19 protein-coding genes and 5 tRNA genes are annotated in these 23,265 nt (G+C 64.0%); 7 read left to right on the top strand and 17 right to left on the bottom strand.

Annotation, left to right across the window (positions count from 1 at the left end):
* Positions 1-6: 6 nt before the first annotated feature.
* From ACVOLV_RS07150 to ACVOLV_RS07120, 7 genes are all read right to left on the bottom strand, one after another.
* A tRNA-Trp gene (locus ACVOLV_RS07150) sits at positions 7-82 on the bottom strand.
* Positions 83-186: 104 nt separating this feature from the next.
* On the bottom strand, positions 187-1,377 hold the full coding sequence (gene tuf, locus ACVOLV_RS07145; protein WP_481553788.1) for an elongation factor Tu: 1,191 nt from the start codon (positions 1,375-1,377) through the stop codon (positions 187-189).
* Between the two features lie 46 nt (positions 1,378-1,423).
* A tRNA-Thr gene (locus tag ACVOLV_RS07140) sits at positions 1,424-1,499 on the bottom strand.
* Positions 1,500-1,537: 38 nt separating this feature from the next.
* Positions 1,538-1,611, bottom strand: a tRNA-Gly gene (locus ACVOLV_RS07135).
* A gap of 28 nt (positions 1,612-1,639) precedes the next feature.
* A tRNA-Tyr gene (locus tag ACVOLV_RS07130) sits at positions 1,640-1,725 on the bottom strand.
* Positions 1,726-1,862: 137 nt separating this feature from the next.
* Positions 1,863-2,882 (bottom strand): isoaspartyl peptidase/L-asparaginase family protein, encoded by a 1,020-nt coding sequence (locus ACVOLV_RS07125; RefSeq protein WP_481553787.1) that lies wholly within the window; start codon positions 2,880-2,882, stop codon positions 1,863-1,865.
* A gap of 187 nt (positions 2,883-3,069) precedes the next feature.
* Positions 3,070-4,092, bottom strand: coding sequence for a cyanophycinase (locus ACVOLV_RS07120; protein ID WP_481553786.1), 1,023 nt, complete (start codon positions 4,090-4,092; stop codon positions 3,070-3,072).
* 182 nt (positions 4,093-4,274) lie between these two features.
* On the opposite strand from ACVOLV_RS07120, the gene ACVOLV_RS07115 reads away from it, so the two are divergent.
* Positions 4,275-7,010, top strand: coding sequence for a TonB-dependent receptor plug domain-containing protein (locus ACVOLV_RS07115; RefSeq protein WP_481553785.1), 2,736 nt, complete (start codon positions 4,275-4,277; stop codon positions 7,008-7,010).
* A gap of 657 nt (positions 7,011-7,667) precedes the next feature.
* Here ACVOLV_RS07115 and ychF read toward each other — a convergent pair.
* From ychF to ACVOLV_RS07075, 8 genes are all read right to left on the bottom strand, one after another.
* On the bottom strand, positions 7,668-8,759 hold the full coding sequence (gene ychF / locus ACVOLV_RS07110; protein ID WP_481553784.1) for a redox-regulated ATPase YchF: 1,092 nt from the start codon (positions 8,757-8,759) through the stop codon (positions 7,668-7,670).
* Between the two features lie 84 nt (positions 8,760-8,843).
* Positions 8,844-9,422, bottom strand: a complete 579-nt coding sequence (gene pth / locus ACVOLV_RS07105; protein WP_481509894.1) for an aminoacyl-tRNA hydrolase — start codon at positions 9,420-9,422, stop codon at positions 8,844-8,846.
* A 206-nt stretch (positions 9,423-9,628) separates the two neighbouring features.
* The gene (locus tag ACVOLV_RS07100) at positions 9,629-10,228 is read right to left on the bottom strand and encodes a 50S ribosomal protein L25/general stress protein Ctc (RefSeq protein WP_481553783.1); all 600 of its coding nucleotides are present in this window, start codon (positions 10,226-10,228) and stop codon (positions 9,629-9,631) included.
* A 105-nt stretch (positions 10,229-10,333) separates the two neighbouring features.
* On the bottom strand, positions 10,334-11,293 hold the full coding sequence (locus tag ACVOLV_RS07095) for a ribose-phosphate diphosphokinase (protein WP_346498821.1): 960 nt from the start codon (positions 11,291-11,293) through the stop codon (positions 10,334-10,336).
* A 107-nt stretch (positions 11,294-11,400) separates the two neighbouring features.
* A tRNA-Gln gene (locus ACVOLV_RS07090) sits at positions 11,401-11,477 on the bottom strand.
* Positions 11,478-11,480: 3 nt separating this feature from the next.
* The gene (gene ispE, locus ACVOLV_RS07085) at positions 11,481-12,359 is read right to left on the bottom strand and encodes a 4-(cytidine 5'-diphospho)-2-C-methyl-D-erythritol kinase (protein WP_481553782.1); all 879 of its coding nucleotides are present in this window, start codon (positions 12,357-12,359) and stop codon (positions 11,481-11,483) included.
* The gene (lolB, locus tag ACVOLV_RS07080) at positions 12,356-13,015 is read right to left on the bottom strand and encodes a lipoprotein insertase outer membrane protein LolB (protein ID WP_481553781.1); all 660 of its coding nucleotides are present in this window, start codon (positions 13,013-13,015) and stop codon (positions 12,356-12,358) included. Before lolB ends, ispE begins: the two co-directional genes overlap by 4 nt.
* Positions 13,012-14,694, bottom strand: coding sequence for a tetratricopeptide repeat protein (locus ACVOLV_RS07075; RefSeq protein ID WP_481553780.1), 1,683 nt, complete (start codon positions 14,692-14,694; stop codon positions 13,012-13,014). The genes lolB and ACVOLV_RS07075 overlap by 4 nt, the downstream gene beginning before the upstream one ends.
* A gap of 67 nt (positions 14,695-14,761) precedes the next feature.
* On the opposite strand from ACVOLV_RS07075, the gene hemA reads away from it, so the two are divergent.
* The 4 genes from hemA to ppk2 all read left to right on the top strand — a co-directional run bounded on the left by hemA (position 14,762) and on the right by ppk2 (position 19,834).
* Positions 14,762-16,045 carry a glutamyl-tRNA reductase gene (hemA, locus tag ACVOLV_RS07070; protein ID WP_481553779.1) on the top strand — a complete coding sequence of 428 codons (1,284 nt, stop codon included), beginning with the start codon at positions 14,762-14,764 and terminating at the stop codon, positions 16,043-16,045.
* Entirely contained in the window at positions 16,023-17,108 is a 1,086-nt protein-coding gene (gene prfA / locus ACVOLV_RS07065; RefSeq protein WP_481553778.1) for a peptide chain release factor 1, read from the top strand. Before hemA ends, prfA begins: the two co-directional genes overlap by 23 nt.
* A gap of 183 nt (positions 17,109-17,291) precedes the next feature.
* The gene (locus tag ACVOLV_RS07060; protein ID WP_481553777.1) at positions 17,292-18,995 is read left to right on the top strand and encodes an O-linked N-acetylglucosamine transferase, SPINDLY family protein; all 1,704 of its coding nucleotides are present in this window, start codon (positions 17,292-17,294) and stop codon (positions 18,993-18,995) included.
* Positions 18,996-19,036: 41 nt separating this feature from the next.
* Positions 19,037-19,834, top strand: coding sequence for a polyphosphate kinase 2 (gene ppk2 / locus ACVOLV_RS07055; RefSeq protein ID WP_481553776.1), 798 nt, complete (start codon positions 19,037-19,039; stop codon positions 19,832-19,834).
* A 461-nt stretch (positions 19,835-20,295) separates the two neighbouring features.
* Here ppk2 and ACVOLV_RS07050 read toward each other — a convergent pair whose 3' ends face one another.
* Positions 20,296-20,862, bottom strand: a complete 567-nt coding sequence (locus ACVOLV_RS07050) for a TlpA family protein disulfide reductase (RefSeq protein ID WP_481553775.1) — start codon at positions 20,860-20,862, stop codon at positions 20,296-20,298.
* Positions 20,859-22,133, bottom strand: a complete 1,275-nt coding sequence (locus ACVOLV_RS07045; RefSeq protein ID WP_481553774.1) for a YihY family inner membrane protein — start codon at positions 22,131-22,133, stop codon at positions 20,859-20,861. The genes ACVOLV_RS07050 and ACVOLV_RS07045 overlap by 4 nt, the downstream gene beginning before the upstream one ends.
* 78 nt (positions 22,134-22,211) lie before the next feature.
* Here ACVOLV_RS07045 and wrbA point away from each other — a divergent pair, with 78 nt between their 5' ends.
* Together wrbA and ACVOLV_RS07035 are read left to right on the top strand one after the other, a co-directional pair.
* A complete protein-coding gene (gene wrbA / locus ACVOLV_RS07040) occupies positions 22,212-22,805 on the top strand; it encodes an NAD(P)H:quinone oxidoreductase (protein WP_481536289.1) in 594 nt (197 codons plus the stop codon).
* Positions 22,802-23,146, top strand: coding sequence for a DUF2069 domain-containing protein (locus ACVOLV_RS07035; RefSeq protein WP_481553773.1), 345 nt, complete (start codon positions 22,802-22,804; stop codon positions 23,144-23,146). Before wrbA ends, ACVOLV_RS07035 begins: the two co-directional genes overlap by 4 nt.
* Positions 23,147-23,265 lie beyond the last annotated feature (119 nt).

Raw genomic sequence — 23,265 nt, 5'->3', positions numbered from 1 at the left:
TGCAAGTGGCACGCCAGGAGGGACTCGAACCCCCAACCTGCGGTTTTGGAGACCGCTGCTCTGCCAATTGAGCTACTGGCGTATGACTTGACTATTACACATCACCTTAGACGGCGAAGGCGGACCGAGTTACCCGGCCCGCCATCCGCGCAACCAACAGCAGTTACTGCTGGCGCTACAGGCTTATTAAGCGATGATCTTTGCAACCACGCCGGCGCCGACGGTACGACCACCTTCGCGAATTGCGAAGCGCAGGCCTTCGTCCATTGCCACCGGGTTGATCAGGGTGACCGACATCTTGACGTTGTCACCCGGCATCACCATCTCGACGCCTTCCGGCAGTTCGCAAGCGCCGGTGATGTCGGTGGTACGGAAGTAGAACTGCGGACGGTAGCCCTTGAAGAACGGGGTATGACGGCCACCCTCGTCCTTCGACAGCACGTACACCTCAGCTTCGAACTGGGTGTGCGGCTTGATCGAGCCCGGCTTGGCCAGAACCTGGCCACGCTCAACGTCGTCACGCTTGGTGCCGCGCAGCAGCAGACCGGCGTTGTCGCCTGCCTGACCCTGGTCGAGCAGCTTGCGGAACATTTCCACACCGGTGACGGTGGTCTTCTGGACCGGACGGATACCGACGATTTCGATTTCTTCGCCGACCTTGATCACGCCGCGCTCGATACGACCGGTCACCACGGTGCCGCGGCCCGAGATCGAGAACACGTCTTCCACCGGCATCAGGAACGGCTTGTCGACGTCACGCTCCGGGGTCGGGATCCAGCTGTCCAGTGCATCGACCAGCTTCAGGATGGCCGGCACGCCGATGTCGCTCTGGTCGCCTTCCAGCGCCATACGAGCCGAACCGTGCACGATCGGGGTGTCGTCGCCCGGGAAGTCGTACTTGCTCAGCAGCTCGCGGACTTCCATTTCGACCAGTTCCAGCAGCTCGGCATCGTCAACCATGTCGGCCTTGTTCAGGAACACGACGATGTACGGCACGCCGACCTGACGCGACAGCAGGATGTGCTCGCGGGTCTGCGGCATCGGGCCGTCAGCAGCCGAGCAGACCAGGATCGCGCCGTCCATCTGGGCAGCACCGGTGATCATGTTCTTGACGTAGTCAGCATGGCCCGGGCAATCCACGTGGGCGTAGTGACGCGAAGCGGATTCGTACTCAACGTGTGCAGTCGAGATCGTGATGCCACGTGCCTTTTCTTCCGGCGCGGCGTCGATCGAGGAGTAATCCTTGAACTCGCCACCGAAGCGCTCAGCACCGATCTTGGTCAGTGCGGCGGTCAGCGTGGTCTTGCCATGATCGACGTGGCCGATGGTGCCGACGTTGACGTGCGGCTTGGTACGCTCGAACTTACCCTTTGACATGGCTGCTTCTTCTCGGTAACGAATTGGTTGTGCACTATCGGCAAGATGGTGCTCACGAAAGGAATCGAACCTTCGACCTCCTCCTTACCAAGGAGGTGCTCTACCGACTGAGCTACGTGAGCGAGTTGTCTATTATGCCGTGTTTTTTCGTTTCGTTCAATGGAGCGGGAGACGGGAATCGAACCCGCACCATTAGCTTGGAAGGCTAAGGTTCTACCGTTGAACTACTCCCGCACCGGGAAAACACGTCACAACATAAAACTGGTGGAGGGAGGTGGATTCGAACCACCGAAGGCGTAAGCCAGCAGATTTACAGTCTGCCCCCGTTGGCCGCTTGGGTATCCCTCCATTCCACTCCCTTGTCGAGGACCGCGGCCTTGCCGGTCAGGGGTGGGTGAGCTCGCTATTTTGGTGATCAGCGCCGATGCTGTCAACAGAAATCTTCACATTCGGTGAAATTTCTTTTTCGGCATCGGCGGTGCCGATCACTCGCCGGGCATCTTAATCTTTTCGTCGGCAAAAATCGCCACATGCGGCACGCCATCGGCACCAATCCAACCGCGATACATGCCTTCGGTGTTGAACGGCATCGCAGCCTTGCCATCTGCAGACAGAACGATGCCACCGCCATCACCGCCGAGCTCAGGGATGCGCTTGACGATGACCTCATCGCCGGCCTGCACCGGTGTTTCCTTCAAGTACTTCATGCGTGCACATATCTCATGCGCCACCGACAGACGGATGTAGTACTCACCCCAGCCCGTGCCTGAAACCGCGCACTGATCATTGGCATAGGTACCGGCACCGATGATCGGCGAATCACCAACACGTCCATAGCGCTTGTTGGTCATGCCACCCGTGGACGTGCCCGCGGCGAGCTTGCCCTGGTTGTCCAGCGCGACCGCACCGACGGTGCCGAAATGCTTGGCGGTTTCCAGATCAGCATGCGCCTGCCCTGCCGCTTCTTCCTTCAATGCACGCTGCAGCTGCTCCCAGCGCTTCTCGGTGCGGAAGTAGGACGGATCCACCAGTTCAATCTTCTGTTCGGCGGCAAACATCTCCGCGCCCTGCCCCACCATCATCACATGCGGCGAATGCTCCATCACCGCACGCGACAACAGGATCGGGTTCTTGACGGTATGCACGCCGGCGACGGCACCGGCGCGCAGCGTGGCGCCATCCATCAACGAGGCATCCAACTCATTCTTGCCGTCATGGGTGAACACCGCGCCACGGCCTGCATTGAAGGTCGGATCGTTCTCCAGCACGGTTATCGCGGCGGTCACCGCATCCAGGGCGGGCTTGCCGGCTGCCAGGGCCTGATGCCCTTGGCGCAGCGCTTCGGTCAACGCCGCGCGCGCCGCACGCTCTTCGGCGGCACTGAAGTCCTTGCGCTCCACACCTGCGCCACCGTGGATGACCAGCAAGGGAGAGACCTCCGCTGCAGCTGCAGCCCCCGAGGACAGCGACGCCAGGCCCAGCAGTACCGCAGAAGTCAGCTTCATCTTTCTTTGCTCCCGAATGGAAGCTCGATTCTAGGCAGGTGCCAGCCAGTCTGAACAGTCACCGCAGCATCGGCTGCGGCTTTTCCGACACCCGCCAGGCAACGGCGGCCGGCCCGGCCGGGTTGCTACGCTGCTCGCGCGCATTAAAAAGGGGCCGAAGCCCCTTTTTCTTGCTGATCTAGAGCGCTCAGTTGGGATGGAGCTGCAACTCACCGTCCACGACACTGGCCACCGCAGTGAATGCCGCGTTGTCGACCTTGAAGCCATCCAGGTGCAGGCGACTGCCTGCACCCACACCGGTCACCGGAATCGAGCTGAACTCCAGCGGTTCGCCATTGCTCAGGCGGTCGGCCGTGCGTCGCGGCATCACCAGCCACGCATAGCCATCAATCAGCGAGTACACCCGGCCACGCCCATCTGCCTCGACGCACAGCGCGGTGTCCTCATCCACACCGATGCCGACGATATCGTCCTGACCCTTGTCCTGCGCGGCACGGGCGACGAAGACAATCAGTCGGCCCAAGCGGTCGCGCTTGGCGAAATGGGTGTCGGTAACCACGTTCGACAGGTAGGGCATGGTCAGGAAATCCTTGTCCATGGTTACCTCGCTGCCCATCGGATCGCTCAAGGCGGCCGGCGAGTTGACGCTGCCGCCGTCCAAGGCGCCGTAGGCATAGCCGCCAAGGATGGCCAGACCGGCACTGGTGCCACCGATCGGCTTGCCAGCGCGGACATGCTCGTTGAGCAGCGTGTTGAGCTGGGTGCCCTTCCAGAAGCGGATATAGCGCGATTGGTCGCCGCCAGCGATGAAAATGGCATCGGCGCCACGCACCACCCGCAATACGGCAGGGTCGTCGGCTGCCTTGCGGCTGTCGAACACCAGCGTCTGCACCGCGGTGACGCCACCGATGTCGTGGTAAAGCTCCTTCTGCATGTTGTCGTCGCCGGAGGCGCGCAGGATCACCACGCGGCCATGCCCTGCCCGCTCAACCCACCAGTGAAAGGCTTCCGGAACCCAATCGCCGCCGCCCATCAACATCATGGCCGCCTCGGTCTTGCCCGGGCGCGGCGCATCCAGGTCGCCCACTTCGTAGTAGCGGTAGCCAGCAGCACTGATGCCGCGCGAATCCTCGGCGTGGACCACGCCAGCCGCAGCAATCGCCGCGAGAACCAGGACCACTCGCCCCAGCCAGGAACTCTTACGTTTCATAGCGCCCTCTACCGATGCATGTAACCGCTTACAGCTGTAATGCCAGACTTTCTGGCAGTGGTCAAGCGTGTAAAAAAGGTGTTAGATGCAGTGACCCCATTCACATTACAGACAGGGTTGGCCGGCATTTCCCGACATGCCGACAGGACAAATTCGGACACTTTTCATCAGAGAGCTGATTCATGCGTAAGCACGCAATGGTGTGTTCAATCCAACTGGCCCTGCTGTCGATGGCCGCCCCCGCCCTGGCGCAGACCGCCACCCAAGGCCAACCGCAACAACTCGATACCGTGCAGGTCACCGGCTCGCGCATCCCGCGCGCCCAGGTGGAAGGCCCGGCGCCGGTCACCGTGGTGACCGCTGAAGAAATCAAGGCCGCTGGCTTCACCAGCGTGCCAGACGTACTCCGCGCCATGACCCAGAACGGCGGCGAGACGCAGAGCCAGCAGTCGTCGAGCGGCGCGGACTTCTCGCCGGGCGCGCAGCAGGTTGACCTGCGCGGGCTCGGCCCCAACCACACCCTGGTCCTGGTCAACGGTCGCCGCATCGCCGACTTCCCGATGCCGTTCAAGGGCCGCAGCAACTTCACCGACATCTCCAATATTCCGTTGGGCATGATCGAACGCATCGAAGTGCTGACCGGCAGCGCTTCGGCCATTTACGGCTCGGACGCGATTTCCGGCGTGGTCAACTTCATCCTCAAGAAGCATGCCGATGGCACCACCGTCGATGCACGCATGGGCATCACCAGCGAAGGCGGTGGTGAGTCGTTCGACATCAGCTTGGTGAGCGGTTTCGAGAAAGGGCGCTTCAGCGGTATCTACAGCCTGGAAATGCAATCGCAAACGCCGCTATGGGCCTATGAACGCGACATCCAGGACTCCACCAAGGATGGTCCGACGGCCGCGGCAAGGGCACCCCGCCGGGGCTTCCTGCGCACCGACTGGAACGACGACTACATCGATCCGGGCCAGGCAACCTGTGACGCACTGGCCGGCCAGAACGGCGGTACCACCTACTACGGCTATCGCCCCAATTACGGCAACTACTGCGGCAGCGACGAGGCCATCGGCTACGGCACCATCATCAGCAAGCGCCGCGGTGTAAACGGCTATGCGTCGATGAGCTATGCCTTTGACAACGGTAGCGAATGGTTTGCCGATGTGCAGATGGGTTACCACGACGTCTCGATGTTCCGGGACGTCACCTCGTGGAGCCACATGGCCGCCGACGGCAACGAAGAAGGCTATTTCTACAACCAGGCCACTGATCAGGTGGAATTCTGGCAGCGCCAGTTCACCCCGGAAGAAATGGGCGGACTGAGCCGCAACATGATTGAAACCACGCAGAAGACCTTTGGCGTGACCACCGGTTTCAAGGGCACCTGGGCAGACAGCTGGGATTACGAAGCAGCACTGAGCTACTCGCAGTACCGCGCCAAGATCAGCTGGCCACAGATCGTCGCCGCCAAGGCAAATGCGCTGTTCCTCGGCCCGCAGCTGGGCGAAGACGACGATGGCTTCCCGATCTACAACGCCGATCCGGAGCGTCTGTATCGCCCGCTCAGCCGCAGCGAGTACGACTCCATCGCCGCACGTTCGGTGTACAAGCCCAAATCCGAGACCGGCACCCTGTCGCTGACGGTCAGCAAGGGCGACCTGTTCAGCCTGCCCGGTGGTGACGCTGGTTTTGCCGGCACGGTCGAGTTGGGCCGCCAGTCCTACTCGCTGAATCCCGATCCTCTGGCCACCCAGTACTACTACTACAGCTGGAAAGATTCGGACGGCAAGGGCAGCCGCAATCGCTGGGCAGGTGCCGCGGAGTTGCGCATGCCACTGCACGAGAGCCTGAACTGGAGCGTGGCCGGTCGCTATGACCAGTACCGTTATTCCGGCAACAGCATCGGCAAGGCCACCTGGAGCACCGGCCTTGAGTGGCGCCCGATCGACTCGCTGCTCGTCCGCGGCTCCTACGGCACCGCTTTCCGCGCCCCTGATCTGCACTACGTATATTCCGGCATCGGCAATGACGAGACCAGCGGCGTCGACTGGTACAACTATGCTCTGGATAACGGCGACGATCCGGAAGACTACAGCGAGGGGCTGATCCGCACCCGCGAAGGCAATCGCAATCTCGACCCGGAAACCAGCACGTCGTGGACCGCCGGTTTTGTCTGGTCACCCATCAATGGCCTGGATATCTCTGCCGACTGGTTCAACATCGACATGCGCGACCAGGTCCAGGACATGAGCGTGGACCAGATCCTCCGCGACGAGGCGGCATGCCGGCTGGGTGACAAGGACATGAGTTCACCCACCTGCGTGGATGCCGTCTCCCGTGTTACCCGCAACTCCAACGGCTCTCTCTACGGCATCTACGTCAATCCAATCAACGTCGCCAAGGAATCAACCGAGGGCGTCGACGTCGGCGTGCGCTATCGCCTGCAGACCGGCATAGGCCAGTTCACCTTCAGCGGCGCACACACCTGGGTGAAGAAGCACGACTTCCAGCAGTACGCTGGCGATGAGATCAAGGATCAGTTCGCGGTCAACAGCGGCTTCGACATCCCGCGCACCAAGACCAGCGCCAGCATCAGCTGGGAGAAAGATGCCTGGGCTGCCACGGTTTACGGCCAGCGCCTGGGCAAGCTGCCCAACAGCTGGTCGTATGACCAGGTATGGGAAGACGGCGACCCGGGCCCGTACATCCGTGCCACGTATCGTTACAACGCATCGGTCCAGTATCGCTTTGACGAGCATTCGCGCCTGACCCTGTCAGTGGTGAACCTGTTCAACAAGATGCCGCCCAAGGATCCGACCTACTCGTCGTATCCGTATTACGACATCTCCTGGTTCGACAGTGTTGGCCGACAGATCAACCTGCAGTACACGCACAAGTTCGGTGGTGCCGCGCTGTAAAACCCGACCCGGGGTGCCGATTCGCAACAAGGCCCGCCATTGGCGGGCCTTGTTGTTTGCGCGGGCCTCGGCGGCACCACCAGCCGGCACTGCTTGGACTACACCGTGACAATTTTTCTCCACAGCCACTGTGTGCAATGGATGGAGAAGACTGTGGACAACTGCGTGCAGGCCTTGCGCTGCAATGCTTTCAGAATTCTGGTGAAATTTTAGCCAATGCACTACAACGAAGGCATGCGGCTTTTTTGCAGGAGCGGCGTAAGCCGCGAAGCTCATGCACCATCAGGTTGCGCAGATGCCCTGAGCTTCACCATGCAAGCTTCGCGGCTTACGCCGCTCCTACAAACGCAGCTGCCACGCCCGTCTTGTGGGAGCGGCGTGAGCCGCGAAGCCGATGCATCGGCAGATTGCGTAGATGCCCGGAGCTTCAGCCATGCCAGCTTCGCGGCTTATGCCGCTCCTACAAGCAGCCACCCGGCTTATGGTGTTCTCCACAAGCGCTGTGCGCAATGGCTGGAGAAGGTTGTGGACAACCGCGCGCAGGCCTTGCGCTGCAAGGCCTTCAAAAATATGGCGAAATATTCACCACGCTACAAATCGCAGATACAACAAGGCCCCGCAATGCGGGGCCTTGTGGCTGCAGCAACGTCGCTGGAATCAGACGTTGAAGCGGAAATGCAGCACGTCGCCTTCCTTGACGATGTAGTCCTTGCCTTCCAGACGCAGGCGGCCAGCTTCCTTGGCGCCCTGCTCACCCTTGAGGTTGATGAAGTCCTCGTAGCTGATGGTCTCGGCGCGGATGAAGCCACGTTCGAAGTCGGTATGGATCACGCCTGCCGCCTGCGGTGCGGTCGAACCGGCGCGCAGCTGCCATGCGCGGACTTCCTTCACGCCTGCGGTGAAGTAGGTCTGCAGGCCGAGCAGCTTGTAGCCGGCACGGATCACGCGGTTCAAGCCCGGCTCTTCCAGACCCAGGTCCTTGAGGAACTCGTCGCGGTCGGCGTCGTCCAGCTGCGCCATTTCTTCTTCGATGGCCGCACACACCGGCACCACTTCGGCACCTTCGGCCGCGGCGCGTGCACGCACCACGTCCAGCAGCGGATTGTTCTCGAAACCGTCTTCAGCGACGTTGGCGATGTACATCAACGGCTTCAGCGTGATCAGGAACATGTCACGGATCAGCGCCTTCTCATCGGCATCCAGGCCAGCCGAACGCGCCGACTTGCCCTGGTCCAGTGCCGCCGACAGCTTCTCCAGCACCGGCTTGCGCGCCAGCGCTTCCTTGTCGTTGGCCTTGGCCGCGCGGGTAGCGCGATCCAATGCCTTCAACACGGATTCCAGGTCGGCCAGCGCCAGCTCGGTATCGATGGTTTCGATATCGGCGATCGGGTCGACCTTGTTGGACACGTGGATGACGTTGCTGTCTTCGAAGCAGCGCACGACGTGGGCGATGGCGTCGGTCTCGCGGATGTGGGCCAGGAACTTGTTGCCCAGGCCTTCACCCTTGGACGCACCGGCAACCAGGCCGGCGATGTCGACGAACTCCATCGTGGTCGGGATCACCCGCTCCGGCTTGACGATCGCCGCCAGCGCATCAAGCCGCGGGTCCGGCACCGGCACCACGCCGGTGTTCGGCTCGATCGTGCAGAACGGGAAGTTGGCCGCAGCGATACCCGCCTTGGTCAGCGCATTGAACAGGGTCGACTTGCCGACATTGGGCAGACCGACGATGCCGCATTTGATACCCATGCTTGAACTCCCGTGAATGGAAAATCGGGAATGAGGAACCGGAAGGGCTTGCTGCCATTCCATTCCGCATTCCCCATTTCCTGCTCACTTGGTGGTGTGCAGACGCTTCATTGCTTCGCTGTAATCGCCGGCTACCGCCAACGGCATCACGTCGATGGCCGCATCGATGGCCTGTGCCATCAGCACCGCGTCGTCCGGCGACGGACGGCCCAATACCCAGCCCACCACGCGGTCCTTGTGACCGGGATGGCCGATGCCAAGACGCAGACGGTGGAACTTGCCATGACCGAGCAGGCGGATGGTGTCACGCAGGCCATTCTGGCCGCCATGACCGCCGTCAAACTTGAGCCGGGCCACGCCGGGCGGCATGTCCAGTTCGTCGTGGGCAAGCAGGGTTTCTTCCGGCTCGATCTTCCAGAACCGCTGCGCGGCGGTGACCGATTTGCCAGACAGGTTCATGTAGGTCGCCGGCTTCAACAGCCATACCGGTTGCCCGGCAATCTCGACCTTGGCGACTTCGCCAAACAGTTTGCTTTCCAGCGCCCAGCGCGCGCCCTGCCGCTCTGCCAGGGCCTCAACGAAATGAAACCCAGCGTTATGCCGGGTTCGGGCGTGTTCGGATCCGGGGTTGCCCAGACCAACGATCAATCGCAAGCCAGTCATCTTTCTGATGCAGCGTTGGGGGGGGGGGGGGGGGGGGGGGGCGGCCGCGCCGCCCGCAGCCCCGGGGGGGGCGGGGGGCGGGGCGGGTGGGGGGGGGGGGGGGGGGGGGGGGGGGGGGGGGCCCCCCCCCAACCAAAAACCCCACCCCCTCTCATTTTTCTCCCCCGGGGGGCCCCCCCCCGGGGCGGGGGGCCCCAACCAGCCGATTACTCGGCAGCTTCTTCAGCAGCAGCGGTCTTGGCGATGACGACTGCGTCGTCGTGGCCCTTGCCCAGCTTCAGAGCCGGGATTTCCACGCCAGCCGGCAGCTTCAGGCCCGACAGGTAGATCACGTCGCCAGCCTTCAGCTCGCCCAGGTCGACTTCGATCGACTCCGGCAGGTCCTTCGGCAAGCAGGCGATAGCCACTTCCTTCAGTTCGTGGGTGACCAGCACGTCGGCAGCCTTGCCAGCCGGCGAGGTGTCTTCGTTGATGAAGGTCAGCGGCACCGAAGCGTGCAGCACTTCATTTTCGTTCACGCGCTGGAAATCCAGGTGCATGACCAGCTGCTTGTACGGGTGACGCTGCATGTCACGCAGCAGCACCTTGTGGATGGTGCCGTCGAGGTTCAGGTCGATGATCGACGAGTAGAACCAATCGTTGAACTGGGCCAGCCAGATTTCGTTGTGGTTGAACTGGACCTTCACCGGCTCCTTATCACCACCGTAAACGATGCCCGGGACCACGCCTTCGTGACGCAGGCGGCGGCTCGCACCCTGACCTTGCACGTCACGACGGGCGACTTTGATTTCGTGGGACTTTGCCATTGTTGACTACTCTAGGTTGTTGCATCGCCTCGCGGCGTTGCGTAAAGACTCTTCCGCGACCAGAAGAGCCCGTGATGATCCCCGGCAAGCCGGGGACCGGATGCATCAATCCACGTACATCGAGCTGACCGACTCACCGAAGGCGATGCGACGCATCGTCTCGGCCAGCATTTCGGCCACGCTGATCTGGCGGATCTTGGGACAGACGCGGGCCACTTCGGAAAGCGGAATCGTGTCGGTCACCACCAGCTCGTCGAGCTGGGAGTTGTTCAAATTGTCCACCGCCGGGCCCGAGAGCACGGCGTGGGTGCAGTACGCGGCAACCTTGAGTGCACCACGCGCCTTGAGGGCAGCAGCAGCAGCACACAGGGTGCCGGCGGTGTCGACGATGTCGTCGACCATCACGCAGGTCTTGCCTTCCACGTCACCGATGATGTTCATCACGGTGGCGACGTTGGCGCGCGGACGACGCTTGTCGATGATGGCCAGGTCGGCATCATCCAGGCGCTTGGCCACGGCGCGGGCGCGTACCACACCGCCTACGTCCGGGCTGACCACGATCAGGTTGTCGGTGCCGTAGACGCGCCAGATGTCAGCCAGCAACAGCGGCGACGCATAGACGTTATCGACCGGCATGTCGAAGAAACCCTGGATCTGATCGGCGTGCAGGTCGACCGTGAGAATCTGGTCGGTGTGCACGGCCGAGAACATCTTTGCAGCAACCTTGGCGGTGATCGGCACGCGCGAGGAGCGCATGCGGCGATCCTGGCGGGCGTAACCGAAGTACGGCACCACCGCAGTGACGGAAGCAGCGCTCGCGCGCTTGAGCGCGTCGATGATCACCAGCAGTTCCATCAGGTTCTCGGCGCTTGGAGCGCCGGTGGACTGAACCACGAAAACATCCTGCTTACGCACGTTTTCCTGGATCTCGACCTGCACTTCGCCGTCGGAGAACTTGGAAACCAGCGCCTTGCCCGGTCTTACCCCGAGTTCCTTGCAGATGCTCTGCGCAAGGTGTTTGTTGGCATTGCCGGAAAAGACCAGCAGGTTCGGGGAATCTTGCATGACAGCTCTCTCGGGCGGGGGCGAGTAGCAAAAGAAACGTGATTACTGCAGTGATGGCGCGGGTTTGTTGCGCGCACATCCAATGCGCTTGCAGCGTTGGGAGTGTGTGGCAGGGGCGGTAGGATTCGAACCTACGAATGCCAGGATCAAAACCTGGTGCCTTGGGCCTCTTGGCGACGCCCCTGCATCAAACAATTCCCGTCGTTTCCAGCGCATCGAGCAGTGGCGAGCGATCAACACCCGCAGCTACCCAAGCTCGCAGTTGCGGCGGCAACTCCGCCAAGGCCTGCTTTGCAGCAGCGCGCGTGGCGAACTCGACGAAACAACCGCTTCCCGACCCCGTGAGCCGTGCCCGACCAATACCTGACAAGGCCTGGAACGTCGCCTCGATGGCGGGCTCCTGGCGCCGTAGTACCGGCTCGAACGCATTTCCGAGGACGGTCCCGGAAGCGAAGTCCGCTATTTTCACGGGCTTGGCATCCCGCGTCAAATGCTGCGAACGGAAAAGTTCAGCCGTGGGCACGTGAACCCCCGGATCCACCAGCAAATACCATGCTTCCGGCAATTCGACCGGGGTCAGCAATTCGCCCACGCCTTCGGCCCAGGCGCTGCGCCCGCGCACAAATACCGGCACATCGGCGCCCAGTCGCACGCCAAGCGCCGCCAGCGCATCCTCATCCAGGCCGGTGCCCCACAGTGCATTCAGCGCCACCAGCACGGTTGCCGCATCGGAGGAGCCGCCACCAAAGCCGCCACCGGCCGGGATCCGCTTTTCAACCCGGATGTCGACACCTTTGTCGCAATTGCTGGCGTTTTTCAGCGCGATGGCGGCACGAACCACCAGATCATCGGCCTCGGCAACGCCTGCCACGGACGGGCCATCGCGGCGCACCTGGCCGTCTTCACGCAGGCGCAGGCCAATGCGGTCGCCCCAATCCAGCAGGCGGAACACCGTCTGCAGCGCGTGGTAACCGTCAGCGCGACGGCCGGTGATATGCAGGAACAGATTCAGCTTGGCCGGGGCCGGCCAATACGACCAGCCCGCAGCATCGTCAACGGTACTCATGCTGCGTCCGTACCCCATTCATCCACAATCAGACGAACCTTGGCGTCGCCATTGACTGCCTCGATCCGGCGCGGCAACGACGGGCGCCCCGCCTCGGCCGGGTACCAATCCAGATAATCCACCTGCCAGCCCTGCTGGCGCAGCACCCGCGGTCGGCCTTCGGCGTCGAAACCGAGGTATTCCGGGCGTGCGCCTGCACTTGGCAAGCCACGCACCCACTCGGCCAGTTGGGCGACCGGAATCTCCCAACCAGTGGCCTGCAACAGCAGCTGACCGGCGTCATCGGCCGTGCGCGGGCCGCCTTCCAGCCCTTCCAGGCGCACCACCTGCCCTGGCGCACCACCACTGAGCTGCCAGCTCTGGCGGGTGACCGGCGCGGCCAGGCTGACCTGATAGGCCGGCCCCTGCTGCAACCAGTCGATCCGGCCGTTGCCGCCGTTACGCCCCTTGCTGATCGCCACCCGGCCCTGGAATGACCAGTTCGGCTGCGCCTGCAAGGCGGCCTGCCGTTGCTGCTCCGCCGCCTGCGCCTGCGCCGACACCTGCGAAACCTCAGCCGCGACCGGTGTCGCCTGACGCTTGGGCACCGAACCACAGGCCGCGAGCGTACCTACCATCAGCAGCGCCAACGGCGCCCGCCACATCATTGCGTTCATGCACCCAACTTTTCGATCGCACGCTGCAGCGCGCGGTTATCCGGATCCAGCTTGCGGGCCTCATCGAAGAAGCGCCTGGCCTCGTCTTTCTGCCCCAGCACCCACAGCACTTCGCCAACATGCGCGGCGATTTCCGGATCTTTGTTCAAGGTCCAGGCACGGCGCAGATGCACCAGCGCCTCGTCATTACGGCCCAGCCGATACAGCACCCAGCCGTAACTGTCGACGATGGCCGCATTGTCCGGTTCGGCGACGCGCGCGCGGTCAATCAACTCCAATGCTTCCTGATAGCGCTGGGTGCGGTCGGCCAGGGTGTAGCCCAGCGCATTCAACGCAGCCACGTTCTCAGGCTCGGCAACCAGCACCTTGCGCAGATCGGCCTCCGCGCGCGGCACGTTGTCGCTACGTTCCCAGGCCAGCGCGCGGGCGTAGAGCAAGGCACTGTCGTCTGGGAATGCAGCCAGGCCGCGAGCCAATACATCCAATTCGGCCTGGGTCTGACCGTCGCGCAGCTGCAGCTCGGATTCGAGCAGATAGGCGTCGCGGCGCACGTCGTCGTCCAGCGAGGCATCGGCCTGCACCGACTGCACGTCCTTGGAAGCCCGCGCCTTGTCGCCCATCAAGTACAACGCGTTGACCGCACGCAGCTGCGCTTCACCGCGATGCTCACCACCGGGCACGCCGTGGTACCAGTCCACGGCCTCCTGGTAGCGCTTCAGGTATTCGGCGATCTTGCCCAGTAACAGGCGCTGGTCCGGATCAGGCTTGCTGGCCTTGGCCGCGATGTCCTGGTACAGCGCCAGCAACCCGGCATCGTCCTTCTGCTTGGCCAGCAACGAGGCGCGCATGCCCCAGCTCTGCAGGTTTTGCTCACCGACCGACAGCACATGCTCGGCGGCAGCGGTTTCGCCCAGGGTGTCATAGGCGATGGCCAGCGCGCCGCGCAGCTCATCGTCCTTCTCCGCCTTGGGCTCGATGCCCTTGAGCAGGGCCAACGCTTCATCCTTCTTGCCGGCCTGGTTGAGCTGGGAGGCATGCAACAGCGCCACCCGCGGCTCATCCGGGAAGCGTCGGACCACCTCGCCCACCATCCGCCGTGACAGCTCCGGCCGCTCCATGCGCAGGGCCAGCCGACCGAATTCCTGCCAGGCCTCCAGATCATTGGGAATCGCATTGGCATCCACCAGCATGCCCAGCACCTGCGCCGGCACCGCCGGGTCACGACCACCGGTGGCCAAAGCCAGCAGCGCATAGCGCCAGGCGCGCGGTTCAGGTGAACGCAGCACCGCCAACAGCTCTTTGCGGGCCAGCTTGGTGTCGCCATTGCGCATGGCCAGCGCACCGCGGGTGCCGCGCACCGCTACTGAACCAGGGTCGCGTTGTGCCCACAGGGCCAGCGCCTGCTCGGCGCGGTCGGTGTCATCGGCCAGCATGGCGATGCGGGTGGCGCGCTCGGCCAGGCCTACGTCGCCCTTGGCCTCCTGGGCGGCCTGCAGGTACCAGCGGGCGGCATCGGGCAGCTTGCCAGCCTGCAGCGAGAACTCGCCGGCCAGCACCGGGGTCAGCGGCAGGCCTTCAGCCGCCAACGGCGCCTGAACCTGCGCAACCGGGGCCGCCAGCGCCGGAAAAACCGGCAGGGAAAGCAACAGAACGGTGCATATGCGATTGAATACGGGCATCTGACGCAACCGGGCCGTAAAATGGCGGCCTTCAACAGCCAGCAGCTTATCGCAAGCAACTGAACAGATGACCCTGTGGGTGCTCGGACTGAATCACCAGACTGCGCCGGTAGAACTGCGCGAACGGGCTGCCTTTGGCGGAGACGCCTTGCCGCGCGCGATGGATTCATTGCGGCAGACCCCGCAGTTGGCCGAGGCGGTGCTGCTGTCCACCTGCAACCGCACCGAGCTGTACGCCGTTGCCGAGGACAGCAGGGCCTTGAGCCACTGGCTGGAACACCATGCCGGCAGCCTGCAGGGCTATCTCTACCAGCACAGCGACGGTGAAGCCGTGCGCCACCTGTTCCGGGTCGCCACCGGCCTGGATTCAATGGTGCTGGGCGAGCCGCAGATCCTTGGCCAGGTCAAGGATGCCTGGGCGCTGGCCCACGACAGCGGCGCAATCGGGCAACAATTGGACCGGTTGTTCCAGCAGACCTTCTCCGTGGCCAAGCGTGCCCGCACCGACACCCGCGTCGGCGCCAATCCAATCTCGGTGGCTTCCACCGCGGTGCGGCTGGCGCAGGACTCGTTTGCGCGCATGGATGAATCCACTGTGCTGCTGGTCGGCGCCGGCGAAACCATGGAACTGGTCGCCAAGCACCTGAGCGACGCCAAGGTGAAGCGACTGCTGATCGCCAACCGTACCGTCGCCAATGCGCAGGACCTGGCCAGCCGTCATGGCGGCGTGGCGCTGCCACTGACCGAACTGGAACGCCACCTGGGCGAAGCCGACGTGGTGTTCTCGGCCACCGCCGCGCGCGAACCGGTGATCCTGCACCGCCAGGTCGCCAGCGCGCTGCGCCTGCGCCGGCACAAGCCGATGCTGCTGTTCGACCTGGCCGTACCGCGCGACATCGAAGCCGAGGTTGGCAAGCTGGCCGATGCCTACCTGTACACGGTGGATGACCTGGAGCGGGCGGTGGAAGAAAACCGCCGTGGCCGCCGCGAAGCCGCCGCCGAGGCCGAATCCATCATCGACCTGCAGGTCACCCGTTATCTGGACAACCTGCGCGCCACCCGCCTGCAGGCACCGATCCGGCAGCTGCGCGCGTTTGGCGAGGCAACCCGCGCTGAATTGCTGGCCAAGGCCCGGCAGCAGCTGGCGCATGGCAAACTGCCCGACGAAGTACTGGAGCAGCTGGCGCACGGCCTGACCAACCGCCTGCTGCATCCGCCCACCGCCGCCCTGCGCCAAGCCGCGCAGGATGGCGATACCGACCTCACCCGCGCCGCCGAGCGCCTGTTCCCGGCGACGCCCGGGTATCACCACCCTGTTGCGAGGAATGATGACGCCGACCCTGCGCCGTAAGCTGCTGGCACTGGCCGAGCGCCGAGAAGAACTGGAACGCCTGCTTTCCGACCCCGATGTGGTCGCCGACAACGAGCGCTTCCGCAATTTTTCCCGTGAGTTCTCGCAACTGGAACCTATCGCCACCGCGCTGGCCAACGAAGCCCGCGCGCTCGATGATCTGGCCTCGGCCGAAGCCATGCGCAACGACCCCGAACTGCGTGAGCTGGCCGAGGAAGAAATCAGCGCCGCACAGGCCCGCCTGCAGGCATTGGACGAGGAACTGGCGCTGCTGCTGGTGCCACGTGACCCGCGCGACGAAGGCAATCTGTTCCTGGAAGTGCGCGCCGGCACCGGCGGCGACGAAGCGGCGATTTTCGCCGGCGACCTGTTCCGCATGTACGCCCGCTATGCAGAGCGCCAGGGCTGGAAAGTCGAGATCGAATCCGACAATCCCGGCGAGCACGGCGGCTACAAGGAAATCGTGGCACGCGTGGTTGGCCGTGGTGCCTATTCCAAGCTGAAGTTCGAATCCGGCACCCACCGCGTGCAGCGCGTGCCAGCCACCGAATCGCAGGGCCGTATCCACACCTCGGCAGCGACGGTGGCGATCATCCCCGAAGCCGACGACGTCGAAGACGTGGTGATCAACCCGGCTGACCTGCGCGTGGACACCTACCGTTCCTCCGGTGCCGGCGGCCAGCACGTCAACAAGACCGAGTCGGCGATCCGCATCACCCACGTCCCCACCGGCGTGGTGGTGGAATGCCAGACCGAGCGCAGCCAGCACGCCAACCGCGACAAGGCGATGAAACGCCTGAAGGCGCAGTTGCTCGATGCCGAGCGCAGCAAGCAGGCCGCAGCGCAGGCCGAGTCGCGTCGCCTGCAGGTAGGCAGTGGCGACCGCAGCCAGCGCATCCGCACCTACAGCTTCCCGCAGGGGCGCATCACCGACCACCGCGTCGAAGGCCTGACCCTGTACGACCTGCCCAACATCATCGAAGGCGGCCTGGACGACCTGATCGCCCGCCTGCAGCACGAGCACCAGGTGGATGAGCTGGCGCGCCTGGCTGAAGGGACCTAATACGCTCCCGCCCTTATGCGCAGCATAGGGGAGGGCTGGGGAGGGGTAGCTTTGGCTTTGGCTGCTGCCTCTGGAATTGGCCTTGGTCACCAGCCCAGAGCAAAATCAACAGCAACTCCTCCCCAGCCCTCCCCTACGCTGTCGCGCAAGGGAGGGAGCAAAGCAACAAAGCAAAGCCAACCAATGACCAACGAACGCGACCAGCTCCGCCATGCCGTCACCCGCCAACCCGGTGACTTCATTGCCTGGGTGATGCTGGCCGACGCCGAACTTGGCGCAGGCGACATGGCCGCAGGTGAGGCCGCCGCCGCAAGAGCACTGCAGCTGCGTCCACAACACCCCGAGGCCCTCGCCCGCCTCGGCCGTGCCCGCTGGATGCAAGGCAAGCATGACGAAGCCGCGGCACTGCTGCAGCACGCCTGCCAACTTGCTCCGCAACATCCCGGCATGGCCTTGTGGCTGGGTCATGTACTGGAGGACGCCAACCAACCCGAAGCTGCCGCCGATGCCTATCGACGCGCGCATGCCCTGGCACCGGACGAGGCCTATATGGCCGCACAGCGCCTGAACTGGCAGCGGCGGCTCTGCGACTGGCGCGACCTGGATGCGCTTTCACAGCAGGTGCGCCGCGCCGTCGCGCAGGGCAATCCTGCCGTCGAGCCCTTCGCCTTTCTCAGCGAAGACGCCAGCGCCGCCGAACAGCTTGCTTGCGCACGGCAACGTGCCAGTGTGCTGGCCGCCGCCATTCCTCGTCTGCCAGCAGCACAGGTACGCACACAGGGCGCGCTACGCGTGGGCTTCCTTTCCAATGGCTTCGGCGCGCATCCGACCGGCCTGCTGACCGTAGCGCTGTTCGAGCAGTTGCGCGCACATCCGCAACTGCAGGTACACCTGTTCGCACTCAACCGCGACGACGGCAGCGGCATTCGCCAGCGCCTGCGTGCCGCTGCAGATCAGTTGCATGAGGTCAGCGGCCAGCCGCACGTCGCAATCGCACAACGCATCCGCAGCGCCGGCATCGACCTGTTGTTCGATCTGCGTGGCTGGGGCGGCGGTGGCACGCCTGAAGTGCTGGCCATGCGCCCTGCCCCGCTGCAGCTGAACTGGCTTGCCTACCCCGGAACGTCCGGCGCGCCGTGGATCGATTACATCGTGGTCGATGCCTTCGTGCTGCCGCGGGATGCGGAGTCAGGCTTCAGCGAGAAGGTGCTGTGCCTGCCGCGCGCTTTCCAGCCCTCGGACAATACCCGCCAGATCCAGGCCCCGCCCTCGCGCAGCGACTGCGGCCTGCCGGAAACCGGCGTGGTGTTCTGCTGCTTCAACAACAGCTACAAGCTCAACCCACGCAGCGTCGAGCGCCTGTTGCAGGTGCTGCTTGGCGTGCCCGGCAGCGTGCTGTGGTTGTTGTCCGGGCCGGGCAAGGCGGATCAGCGACTGCAGGACGTTGCCCGCCTGCGCGGCCTGGACCCGGCGCGACTGGTATTCATGCGCAAGCTGCCGCATCCGCAGTACCTCGCGCGTTACCAGCATGCCGATCTATTCCTGGATACACATCCGTACAACGCCCACACCACTGCCTCCGACGCACTATGGGCCGGCTGCCCGGTACTGACCGCGCCAGGCACCACCTTTGCCGCGCGGGTAGCAGGCAGCCTCAACCATCACCTGGGCCTGGACGACATGAACGTCGCCGATGACCAGACCTTTGTCGCCACCGCAATTGCGCTGGGCAATGATGCCAACGCCCTGCAGGTTGTACGGCTGCGACTGGCCCAGGCCCGCGAACGCAGCAGCCTGTTCGACATGGCCGGCTTTGCCAGCGACCTGACCCAGCTACTGCAACAATTGGCCAGCAGGCAAGGTTGGCGCAGCGCGCACATTGGCTGACATGCGATTGGGTTAGGCTCGGCATTCCACAAGGAGTGACCATGGGCAAGCTCAAGCGCAAACAGTACGAGGCGTTGCTGGAACCGATGCAGCTGGAACTGGCCAACATGGCGCGCTGGGCCCAACACTGCGGGCAACGCGTGCTGGTGCTGTTCGAGGGCCGCGACACTGCCGGCAAGGGCGGCGTGATCCAGGACATCGCCAAGCACGTCAATCCGCGCCAGTGCCGGGTGGTCGCCCTGCCCAAGCCCAGCGAACGCGAAGACCGCCAGTGGTATTTCCAGCGTCATATCGCACACCTGCCCGCCGCCGGCGAGATCGTGCTGATGGACCGCAGCTGGTACAACCGCGCTGGCGTGGAAAAAGTGATGGGCTACTGCACCGATGCGCAGTACAAGGCCTTCCTCAAGCAGACGCCGGCGTTCGAGAAGCTGCTGGTCGACGATGGCATCCTGCTGTTCAAGTACTGGCTGTGCGTGGACCAGGAACAGCAGGAAAAGCGCTTCGCCGAGCGCCGCGACGATCCGCTCAAGGGCTGGAAGCTGTCACCGATCGATCTGAAATCGCGGCAGGAATACAACGCCTACACCCAGGCCCGCGAAGCCATGCTGGAAGCCACGCATACTGCGCACGCATCGTGGACGTTGGTGGACTTCAACGACCAGAAACGCGGCCGCCTGACCCTGATACGCGACCTGCTGGACCGCCTGCCGGATACCCACATCGACGAACCCGTAGTGGAGCTGCCACCGTTACCTGGCAAACCCAAGAAGGAAAAGTACGGCGTGGTGAAGCCGATCACGCCGTTCGCAGTGGATGAAGAAGCAGCCAAACCATAGCGTGCATCCAGCTCCTTGTAGTGCCGAGCCATGCTCGGCAGAAGCTTTCCGGCAATGCCCCAAAGGCTGCCCTCACCCCAACCCCTCTCCCGTGAACGGGAGAGGGGCTTGTAGTGCCGAGCCATGCTCGGCAGGGGCATTCCCAGCCTCCTTGTAGTGCCGAGCCATGCTCGGCAAGGGCATTCCCAGCCTTCTTGCAGGAGTTGCAATAGCGGCGTAAGCCGCGAAGCTGACAATGCGTGGAGAGCGGAAAAGCTACCCCTCCCCAACCCTCCCCTTCGCTACGCGAAAGGGAGGGAGTAGCAGCGGCGCCCCGGCCATCCAATAGATGCCGAGAACAGCCCCCTCCCTTTCGCGCAGCGAAGGGGAGGGTTGGGGAGGGATGCTCTTGGCTTTAGAGCTATCTGCTCCCGCCTCGAAACGCCTCCCCAAACAACCACCATCACCTCAACCAACCATCCTCAAACCGCCTTACCACCCGCCGCCACAATCGCCTGCTCGATCTCCTGCGCATTCACCGGCCCCAGGAACTGCCTGGCAACCTTGCCATCGGGCGCGATCAGGTAAGTCATCGGCAAGCCACGCGGTGTGGCGAAATCCTTGGGCGGACTGAAGGTGTCGATGATGGCGATCGGATACGCCACCGGGTGCTCCTTCAAGAACGCCTGCATCTCATCCAGCTCGATGTCCTCATAGGCCAGACCCACCACTTCCACATTGCCACGCATCGCGTGCAGCGCCGACAACTCCGGCATTTCCTGCAGGCAGGGCGCGCACCAGGTGGCCCAGAAATTCACCACTACCCACTGCCCACGGTGACTGGCCAGATCATAGGTTTTGCCGTCGACGGTCGGCACCTGCAGCTGCGGTACTTCCACGGTCTGCTGCACCACACCGGGCTGCGTCGCTTCTGCCGCGGCCGGTGGTGCCTCGGGCGCTGGCGCCGGTGCGGCGACCGGGGCCTGCTCAGGCTTGCACGCCACCAAGGTCAGCGCCAGCAGCGCGACCGGAACAAACTTCTTGATCATCGACTCTCTCCGCGCTCTACATAGATGTCATCCACACGGCGCTTGAGCAGTTCGCGCAACGGCAGACGTAGTTGATCCAGGGCATCGCAGGCCGCTTGCCCGAGGCTGTCCTCACGCATCGGCAGGTATTCCTCGGCGACCGGGATACGCAGCTGCGAGCTCTCGTACAAATCATGCAGGCTGATGCTGTCCAGGTCGCGCGCCAGCAACCATTCACCACGCTCATCACGGCGCAGCACGCCAATCGCTTCCATCTGCTCCAGCAACTGCTGCAACAGTGAATCGGTGAGCATGGGTTCCAGCAACAACAGCTGGTCTTCATCCAGCCCCTGCCCTTGCTGCCGCGCCTCACGGAAGCGGCCCAACAAACGCAGCAGGCCGTAAAGCTCGCAGCCCTGCGGTAGCCGCAATGCCACCGGCTGATAGCGGAATGCCGCGATCGACGAAGCCAGCGATGCGCCCAGCAGCACGGATACCCAGCTCAGGTAGATCCACAGCAACAGGATCGGCACGAAGGCCACCGTGCCATACAGCTTCTGGTAGGACTGGAAACTCCCCAGGTACAGCCCCATGCCCCACTTCACCAGCTCCAGCATCAACACCGCCAGCAGCGCGCCGGGAATGGCGTGCCGCCACTTCACCGTGTGGTGCGGCACCACCCGGTAGATCAGCACCACACAGACGAATTCGATCAGCACCGGCGTCAGCCGCAGGCCAAGATCGGCCAGCCAACGGCCCTCGGTGGTGCCGAACAAGGGCAGCGACAACACTTTGGCCGATATCGCCAGCGAAGCAGCGGCCAACAAGGCGCCCAGGGTCAGCACCGTCCAATAGACCAGGAAGCGGGTCAGCTGCGGCCGCGCCGACGCTACCCGCCAGATCCGGTTGAAGGTCTGCTCGACGCTGTTGAGGGTGATCAGCAACGACACCACCAGGGCCAGGAAACCGGCGGCGGTCAGCTGCCCGGCGCTGGCCGAGAACTGCTTCAGGTAACCCTCGGCTGCACGCGCCGCCGAAGGTACGAAGTTGGAGAACACGTAGTCGCTGAGCGCCTCGCTCCAACGGTCGAACATGGGGAAGGCCGACAGCACCCCGAACACCACGATGGCCAGCGGCACCAGCGCAAACACCGTGGTGTAGGCCAGCGAGCCAGCAGCCTGGAACAGGCGATCATCGAGGAAGCGCTTCCACAGGAAGCGCCCGAAGCTGACGTTGCGCGCCCGGTCACGCAGGCGCTCCATCCATAGGTTGAGTGAATCCAAAGGTTCCATTCGGCAAGGGTACCCGATGCAAAGCGCGGGCCGCATCGTTGATACTGCCGGCTCCTGTAAGAGTGAGTGAATGCTGCGATGGCGGAAATTCTGGTGCTTTACTACAGCCGTGGCGGCTCGGTGGCCCGGCTGGCGCGGCAGATCGCCCGCGGTATCGGCGAGGTGCCGGGCATGAGCGCCCGCCTGCGCACGGTGCCGCCGGTTGCCGCCGTCACCCAGACCAGCGCCCCGCCTGTACCCGAGGACGGTGCCCCCTACGTGGACATCGCCGATCTGGCCGAATGCGACGGCATCGTGCTGGGTAGCCCTACCCGCTTCGGCAATATGGCCGCGCCGGTCAAACACTTCATTGATGGTCTGGGCGCGGAATGGGTGAATGGCACCCTGGCTGGCAAACCTGCAGCGGTTTTCACCTCCACCGCCTCGATGCACGGCGGCCAGGAATCGACCCTGTTGTCGATGCACCTGCCGCTGCTGCACCACGGCTGCCTGATCGTCGGCATCCCCTTCACCGAGCCGGCGCTGAGCCACACCACCAGCGGTGGCACGCCGTATGGCGCCAGCCATGTGGCCGGCAGCCAGGATGATCCCCAGCCCACGGACGATGAGGCCGTGCTGGCGCGGGCACTGGGCCGGCGGGTGGCCGATATCGCCCGGCGTCTGGCGCAATGAGCGGCCGCAGCCGCGATCTGATCCTGGCCGTGGCGCTGGCGCTGCTGGCCGGGCTGTATGCGTGGTGGTTCCGCGCCGACCGCCACCTGCTGGCGGTGGCCCTGGTATTCGTGGCGCCACCGGTACTGTTGCTGCTGGGCGTACTGGCACAGCGCGCGGTGGCGCGGTTCTGGGCGGGGGTGTTGGCGCTGTTCTGGTTCAGCCACGGCGTGATGAGCGCCTGGAGCCACCGCGATACAGCCCTGTATGCGTGGATCGAGATCGTCCTGGCGCTGCTGATCGTGGCCCTGGTCAGCGTCCCCGGCATGCGCGCCCGTTTTGCCGCCAAGAAAGCCCGATAGCGCCAGCCAGTGCGGCGAACCCACCGGCACCACCGGTAGAGGGGGGGGCGCACACCGGGGGGGGGGCGGGAGACAACCCCCGGGTGTGGGGGCGGGGGGGGGGCGCGGGCGCGCGGACA

This window comes from Stenotrophomonas sp. STEN023 (assembly GCF_056760135.1).
Note: the sequence above shows the minus strand (reverse complement) of the source record. Positions and strands in the feature narration are given on the sequence as shown.

Bases quoted from the DNA above. Each gene is read 5' to 3' on its own strand.
- ACVOLV_RS07075 (WP_481553780.1), bottom strand. From the start codon at position 14,694: ATGCCCGTATTCAATCGCATATGCACCGTTCTGTTGCTTTCCCTGCCG.
- hemA (WP_481553779.1), top strand. From the start codon at position 14,762: ATGACCCTGTGGGTGCTCGGACTGAATCACCAGACTGCGCCGGTAGAA.
- ispE (WP_481553782.1), bottom strand. From the start codon at position 12,359: ATGAGTACCGTTGACGATGCTGCGGGCTGGTCGTATTGGCCGGCCCCG.
- ACVOLV_RS07095 (WP_346498821.1), bottom strand. From the start codon at position 11,293: ATGCAAGATTCCCCGAACCTGCTGGTCTTTTCCGGCAATGCCAACAAA.
- prfA (WP_481553778.1), top strand. From the start codon at position 16,023: ATGACGCCGACCCTGCGCCGTAAGCTGCTGGCACTGGCCGAGCGCCGA.
- ACVOLV_RS07120 (WP_481553786.1), bottom strand. From the start codon at position 4,092: ATGAAACGTAAGAGTTCCTGGCTGGGGCGAGTGGTCCTGGTTCTCGCG.
- ACVOLV_RS07035 (WP_481553773.1), top strand. From the start codon at position 22,802: ATGAGCGGCCGCAGCCGCGATCTGATCCTGGCCGTGGCGCTGGCGCTG.
- ACVOLV_RS07050 (WP_481553775.1), bottom strand. From the start codon at position 20,862: ATGATCAAGAAGTTTGTTCCGGTCGCGCTGCTGGCGCTGACCTTGGTG.
- ppk2 (WP_481553776.1), top strand. From the start codon at position 19,037: ATGGGCAAGCTCAAGCGCAAACAGTACGAGGCGTTGCTGGAACCGATG.
- ACVOLV_RS07100 (WP_481553783.1), bottom strand. From the start codon at position 10,228: ATGGCAAAGTCCCACGAAATCAAAGTCGCCCGTCGTGACGTGCAAGGT.
- ychF (WP_481553784.1), bottom strand. From the start codon at position 8,759: ATGGGTATCAAATGCGGCATCGTCGGTCTGCCCAATGTCGGCAAGTCG.
- wrbA (WP_481536289.1), top strand. From the start codon at position 22,212: ATGGCGGAAATTCTGGTGCTTTACTACAGCCGTGGCGGCTCGGTGGCC.
- tuf (WP_481553788.1), bottom strand. From the start codon at position 1,377: ATGTCAAAGGGTAAGTTCGAGCGTACCAAGCCGCACGTCAACGTCGGC.
- ACVOLV_RS07115 (WP_481553785.1), top strand. From the start codon at position 4,275: ATGCGTAAGCACGCAATGGTGTGTTCAATCCAACTGGCCCTGCTGTCG.
- ACVOLV_RS07045 (WP_481553774.1), bottom strand. From the start codon at position 22,133: ATGGAACCTTTGGATTCACTCAACCTATGGATGGAGCGCCTGCGTGAC.
- ACVOLV_RS07060 (WP_481553777.1), top strand. From the start codon at position 17,292: ATGACCAACGAACGCGACCAGCTCCGCCATGCCGTCACCCGCCAACCC.
- lolB (WP_481553781.1), bottom strand. From the start codon at position 13,015: ATGAACGCAATGATGTGGCGGGCGCCGTTGGCGCTGCTGATGGTAGGT.
- pth (WP_481509894.1), bottom strand. From the start codon at position 9,422: ATGACTGGCTTGCGATTGATCGTTGGTCTGGGCAACCCCGGATCCGAA.
- ACVOLV_RS07125 (WP_481553787.1), bottom strand. From the start codon at position 2,882: ATGAAGCTGACTTCTGCGGTACTGCTGGGCCTGGCGTCGCTGTCCTCG.